Raw genomic sequence first — 6386 nt, 5'->3', positions numbered from 1 at the left:
TCATAGCACTTGGCGTTATCGAGGAGGTCATAAAGTTTCATGACACTGTTTTACAAGAAAACGTCTTCTATTCATAGCCACATAAGTCATCCTGTTTCCAGCTCCCCGGAATCCACTAAGAGCCTTTTTGGTTTGTTTTTCACGCTAATGGCATTGTTAACAGGCAGCTTATTTCTGATTCCATTTTGGTTAAGGAATAAAAAGAAGCCACCTGTTTAACTCTTGTGATTTAGTAAGCCAACATATCAGCGACTCTCTTTTCCAACAGGTGAGCATTACTGTCCTGTGCAGGAATGGGGGGGTCTGCAATAAACTCAACCCTTGACCAGAAGCGTCTGGGGCGAGTGGTTAAGGCCAGCCCATTCTTATGACTGAACACACTACCCCATAGGCCTTTCAGAGCCATAGGGACGACGGGTACCGGGTCGTTTTGCAAAATTTTCTCTATGCCTTTTTTAAACTCGCCCAGACTGCCATCCTGGGTTAATTTCCCTTCCGGGAAAATGCATATCAGATGCCCTTCTTTCAGCTCTTCACTGATTCTTTCAAAGGCTTTATGAAAGGTTTCCGGGTCTTTGTGTTCCGGGCAGATAGGAATGGTCTTGCTGAGTTTAAAGAAACGATTCAACACAGGTAGGTTATAGATATTTCTGTCCATAACAAAACGAACCGGACGTTTAACTGCGCCACCAATCAGGAGAGCATCGACATAGGAAACATGATTGCAAACCAGCAAAGCCGCTCCTTCCTGGGGAATATTGTCCAGCTGTTTGTGGGTTACGCGATACATAGTATGAGAAAGCATCCAGATCACAAAACGAAGAACAAATTCCGGCACCTGAGAGTAGACATAGGCAACAACAGCCAGATTGACTAAAGCCAGCGTCAGAAAGAAAACAGGGATCGATAATTCCAGCACACCCAGCATGACAATACCTGCCGCAGCGCTGCCTACCATGAACAGTGAATTCAGAACGTTGTTAGCGGCAATGATCTGTGCTCTCTGTTCCGGCTTTGCCCTCTGTTGAATCAGGGCATAAAGAGGAACGATAAAAATACCTCCGGAAAAACCAATCATGCCCAGGTCAAACAGCACCCGAATGTTTGAGGTCTGACCGAGGAGTTCACCTGCACTCATAAGAGGGCTGGTGACTGGACTGATGGCAAAAAACAGATCAATGCCAAAAATGCTGAGTCCCATGGAGCCCAGTGGCACGATACCAATTTCGATGATTTTGCCGGAAAGGCGCTCGCAAATCAGTGAGCCCAGAGCGATACCTATCGTAAAGACCGCCAACATCAGTGTGACCACCTGAGGTCCGCCAGACAGCACATCACTGGCAAAGTTAGGGAGCTGAGTCAGATAAGCTGCTCCCAGCGCCCAGAACCAGGAAATGGCTAGAATGGATTGGAAAGTAGCTTTGTCTGCTTTGGCGTAGCGAAGGGTTCGCAGACTTTGTGTAACAGGGTTCCAGTCAAGTTTCAGGTCTGGAGCAGTAGACGGCATTGTTGGAATACTGCGACTGCAGAAATAGCCCAGTATGGCGAACACCACAACAGAACTGGCAATCCATTGATTGGAGTTGGGAAACTCGATTAAAAAGCCTGCACCAATAGTGCCTGCCAGAATGGCAACAAAGGTGCCCATTTCCACCAGAGCGTTACCGCCCACCAGTTCTTCATCTTTTAGAGTTTGAGGCAGCAAAGCGTATTTAACCGGTCCAAAGAAGGCGCTTTGAGTCCCCATCAGAAATAACAAAACCAGCATGGCGGTGAAGCTTTCAGAAAGAATGGTGTATGCAGCTACTGCCATGATTGCTATCTCAACGAGCTTGATCTTGCGAATAATTGCTGACTTTTCATACTTATCCGCGATCTGCCCCGCCATCCCTGAAAACAGGAAGAACGGAAGAATAAATAGCCCTGCGGCCAGGTTGACCAGGGTATCAACGCTTGCAGGCAAGACAGAAGCGCCTGCAAAAACCACCATCAGCATGAGACAGTTTTTATAAACATTATCGTTGAAAGCACCCAAAAACTGGGTACCGAAAAACGGCAGAAATCGTCTTTTTCCTAAAAGACTGAATTGACGGGTATCCGACATGGTGACACTCCCTGACATTATTATTTTATTTGTTTCGGGCTGATGGCAGTCCTAACACCAGCCACTCAAGTAGTTATCGATCAATGACTGGATCAATATTTCTCCAGACGCATGGGTTTTTGAAAAGAGTTTGTCTTCTGTTGCCAGCAGGCAAATACCGTGTACGCCAGCCCAGAGTACGCGAGTAGCGGTTTCTCTTTCAGAGCTACTTTTTTCGGGGGCAATCGTTTGAAGACAGCCATCGAGCAAACTGAACATCAAATCAATACGCTGCTGGTGCCAGTGAGGAATCTCTTCGCCCTCAGGCATGCGGTGATCAAAGATCAACTGCCACCGGTGAGTATGCTCACAGGCGTAGGTAAGGTAGACATTGGCAAGAGCAGGTAACTTTTTTAAAGCATTGGTTTCAGATTCCAAAGCCTTCACTGAAAGTTCATGAAGCTCATCAAGGCTTTCAGCATTAACGGCCAGCAACAATCCCGAATAATTACCAAAAATATTAATCAGGGTGGCTGGCGTATAACCCACTGTTTTAGCGATCTTCCTCAAAGAAAGCGAGTGAACCGATTCTGACTCAAGAATCTCACTGACCCTCTCCAGCGTCAGCTGTTGTATTTCTTCCCTGGAGTGATCGTATCTTCTGGCCATAATGTTATTTTAATTGAACAGTGTTTAATTAAAATAAAGACCTATGAATGATATGTCAACTTATGGGTCAGTGAAGATCAGGGTAAGAAGGGAAAGTGGCTTCTAGCACATGTTTATGAAATCGACATAACTGTATAACGTGTCGATAAAATCGATTTTTTTGAACATGTTTTACTTTCATGTTGATGGCATCGACATAATCAGAAAACGTGTCGATAAAATTGATTTTTTTGAACACGTTTTCTTTACATGTCGATAGTATCGACATAAGCTGATTACGTGTCGATTTTTTACCGGTTTATAAACATGAAGTGGCAGCTTGACCAGCCTTACAACCAGCTCCCGCCTTTGCCTCCTACCCAGAATCTGGAAACAGTGCCTGTTCTCAAAGCATGTATCAGGGCTCGATCTGCTCTGGCAGAGCTTAAGCAGGCCGGAGAGCTACTCCCGAATCAGGAGCTGCTAATCAATATGCTGCCACTTCTGGAAGCTAAAGACAGTTCCGAGATAGAGAATATTGTCACAACCACCGATAAGCTGTTCCAGTATGCCGAAGAAGACAGCCAGGCAGACCCTGCAACCAAAGAAGCTCTGAGATACCGAACAGCACTTTTTTCGGGTGTTCAGCAGTTGGCTCAAAGGCCTATATCCACCAATATGGCGGTAGCAGTATGCAGTACTATAAAAGGCTGCGAGATGAATGTTCGCAAAGTACCAGGAACGACATTGGCCAATGATCTGACGGGCAAGATTATTTATACCCCTCCTGTGGGAGAAACCGTTATTCGTGACTTACTGGCAAATTGGGAGCGATATGTTCATGCTGAAGATGAGACTGATCCACTGGTGAAAATGGCCGTGGCTCATTATCAGTTTGAAGCCATTCACCCCTTTACTGATGGCAATGGCAGAACCGGTCGGATATTGAATATTCTCTATATGCTGGAGCAGGGCTTACTGACATTGCCCATTCTCTATTTGAGCCATTATATTGTCCGAAACAAAGCTCAGTACTATCAGTTGCTCAATCAGGTGACTCATGAGCAAGTCTGGGAGCCATGGGTTTTATATATGCTGCAGGCTGTAGAAAACACTTCCTGTTGGACCCGGGAAAAAATAGCTGGTATTCGGGAGTTGATGGAACTGACATCCCGATGGGTTCAACAACAAGCTCCTAAAATATACAGCCATGAGCTGGTCCAGATTATTTTTGAACAGCCTTACTGCAGAATCAGTAATTTGACTGAAAGAAACATTGCCAAGCGACAGACAGCTTCTCTTTATCTCAAACAACTCTGTTCTATTGGAGTTCTCGACGAAATTCAATCCGGCAAGGAGAAATTGTTTGTACACCGCAAATTACTTGATCTGATGACCAAAGACAGTAATGACATTACGCCTTACTAGGTAAGTCGCTCAAATTGATCACCAGTGGTTGATCTGTCCATAGTCCATGGACTATGGACAGAATGCTTCAGTTTTCCAATAGCCGGTGCAAAATCTCTCTACTTCGTAGTTCCAAGAAATAGGCAAAAGTCGTATGAATGATCTTCAGAACGCCATTGAAATACTGTCTCATCATAAAGAAGGCTTTTTCCCCAGAGAAGCTCTGCAAACAGTGATTGATCAGCAGGAAGCAGCAACACCTTTGTTGCTGGATTATCTCGAAACAGTTGCAGCTGACCCCCAGAGAGTTATAAATGATGGGCAGACCGATCTGCTTTTATTTGCAACCTTTCTGCTGGCTCAGTTCCGAGAAACCAGAGCTTATCCACCTCTGATCAAACTATTGAATCAGCTGGATGAGGAAAACGAGTGGATCATTGGGGAAGAGGGGATGAGCCGTATCCTGGCCTCTGTCTGCGATGGGAATGTGACACCGATTCAACAGCTGGCAGAAAACCCTGAGGCTAATCAGTATATCCGCTCCCAGGCATTTTACGCACTGCTGACTCTGGTCTGCCGAGGGCAGTGGGATAAAAGTCAGTTGCATGATCATTGTCGCCGAATGTTGGGAGGAGAATTGCAATATGAGGGAGGCTATCTTCGAGTCAGCCTGTCTCATATCAGTGAGATGATGATGTTCTCGGATCTGATAGACAGTATTCGTGACTGCTATAAACAGTATCCTGATATGAAACAATTGATCACTCTTGAGGAAGTGGAAGATACTTTTAAAGCTGGAGAGGTGGATGAGTTCTCATTGTCCTTTCATCAGAATTATATAACCGACACCATTGCCGAGCTGGAGAATTGGGCAAGTTTTAAGGAAGAGCAAGGCGGAGAAGAACTTTCTGATCTGGATCTCAGTGAATTGTTTGCTACGCCTGAATAGGTTGCTGATGACATTGAAGGTTTCTTCAACCGTACAGAACATCAGGGAACCATTGTAAGAGACAGTCCAAAGGTCGGGCGCAATGACCCTTGCCCCTGTGGAAGTGGCAAGAAGTTTAAAAAGTGTTGTGGTTAGAGTGGGTGTTATACAAAGTGGTAGCAGTAATATAACAGTAGGGTATGCATTCCCACGCGGAGCGTGGGAACGAGAGCAAAAGGAGGTGTGACGGTGCAATTAGCACCAGATATTCCATCAGAGCTCCACACCTCCACCTTAACTAATACAATAACTCTGCATATTTTTCTGGTTATAAGGAATCCCACCTCCTCTTTAACTCAATCATCTCCGATTTATGCTTGATGCCTTCATCTGAATCAAGCAGGTCTTGAATGATAGAGCCAATATCATAAGGCCAGCTATGGGCATCGGCTGGTAAGATTCTGTGGAATACTTGTAGAGCATCAAAGGGGCGATCTCTGATAATTTCCTTTTCAGGTTCACGACGATTTATGTATAAGCTGTTGCCCCGTTCTACTGTGGATAGCTTTGGGATAACTATGCGGTGCAGGTTATCAAAGAGGATTTTGCTGGAAAATATTAGTTCGAACAGCTGCGCTGAAATCTTGGGTGTTCTCATGCATTTTTGTCGAGGCCAGACTTTATTTAAGAATGTGATAGAGAGGGGAAGCCATGTGCTCTTTCGATCATCATCGTTACACCATGATTCAATTGTTCTTAGAAAAACAATGGCATGATATTCACCGGCCTGAAGTAGTAGCTCTCTCAATTTTAGGTTGCTATCAGAAACGCAGTTTTTTTGCTGGCTTTCTTCCCAGTCAAGGAGAATTAGCGCACAAATATTTCTTTCGAAACCGCCTGTTTTAAAATCTGAACCCACAGCTAGTTCATATAAAGTTGATTGTAGCTCAGGCATTAGCTCATAAGAAATTTGCGCTCTGGTCAGGAAACCGCACCAAAAGGCATTACGTGAATCTATATTTTCTCCAGTCAGAGCTGAGAGCAAATGAGCCTTAGTCCAAGACGGCGAAATGCTGTAAAACGAGCTTAGATACTGAGTAAGCATTGCATAAGATAAAGCCGGTAAGCTGTGCTTTAAGTTCAGTAAATACTCAACTGCTTGCAACCACCATTCAGGGAACTGGTTAGTTAGCTTGGCTCTTCCCTAATCTTAGTGGGTGATTTAATCTATATTGAACACTTCAAGGCAAGGATGCCAACATGCGTGATAAAGAACTCTACTCCAAAATACTTGGCATTGAAACTCCATGGCATGTTGCC

5 protein-coding genes and 1 pseudogene are annotated in these 6386 nt (G+C 44.7%); 3 read left to right on the top strand and 3 right to left on the bottom strand.

What is annotated here, in order from left to right:
- Window positions 1-229: 229 nt before the first annotated feature.
- A complete protein-coding gene (locus ACR2PX_RS22695; RefSeq protein ID WP_434001630.1) occupies window positions 230-2104 on the bottom strand; it encodes an MFS transporter in 1875 nt (624 codons plus the stop codon).
- A 51-nt stretch (window positions 2105-2155) separates the two neighbouring features.
- Window positions 2156-2752, bottom strand: coding sequence for a TetR/AcrR family transcriptional regulator (locus tag ACR2PX_RS22690; protein ID WP_434001629.1), 597 nt, complete (start codon window positions 2750-2752; stop codon window positions 2156-2158).
- Window positions 2753-3058: 306 nt separating this feature from the next.
- Between ACR2PX_RS22690 and fic the strand changes: the two genes are divergently transcribed.
- The 3 genes and pseudogenes from fic to ACR2PX_RS22675 all read left to right on the top strand — a co-directional run.
- Window positions 3059-4159, top strand: coding sequence for a protein adenylyltransferase Fic (fic, locus tag ACR2PX_RS22685; RefSeq protein WP_434001628.1), 1101 nt, complete (start codon window positions 3059-3061; stop codon window positions 4157-4159).
- Window positions 4160-4292: 133 nt separating this feature from the next.
- Complete coding sequence (locus ACR2PX_RS22680) at window positions 4293-5087, top strand: DUF1186 domain-containing protein (protein WP_434001627.1); 795 nt, start codon at window positions 4293-4295, stop codon at window positions 5085-5087.
- A 57-nt stretch (window positions 5088-5144) separates the two neighbouring features.
- Window positions 5145-5222 (top strand): annotated as a pseudogene (locus ACR2PX_RS22675) (SEC-C metal-binding domain-containing protein); the annotation flags it as partial.
- Window positions 5223-5394: 172 nt separating this feature from the next.
- On the opposite strand, the gene ACR2PX_RS22670 reads toward ACR2PX_RS22675, so the two are convergent.
- A complete protein-coding gene (locus tag ACR2PX_RS22670) occupies window positions 5395-6231 on the bottom strand; it encodes a hypothetical protein (RefSeq protein WP_434001626.1) in 837 nt (278 codons plus the stop codon).
- Window positions 6232-6386: the final 155 nt, after the last annotated feature.

It is taken from the genome of Endozoicomonas sp. (assembly GCF_051008435.1).
Taxonomy (GTDB): Bacteria; Pseudomonadota; Gammaproteobacteria; order Pseudomonadales; family Endozoicomonadaceae; genus Endozoicomonas_A.
The sequence above is the reverse complement of the archived record's forward strand: the minus strand, read 5'-3'. Positions and strand labels throughout refer to the sequence as shown.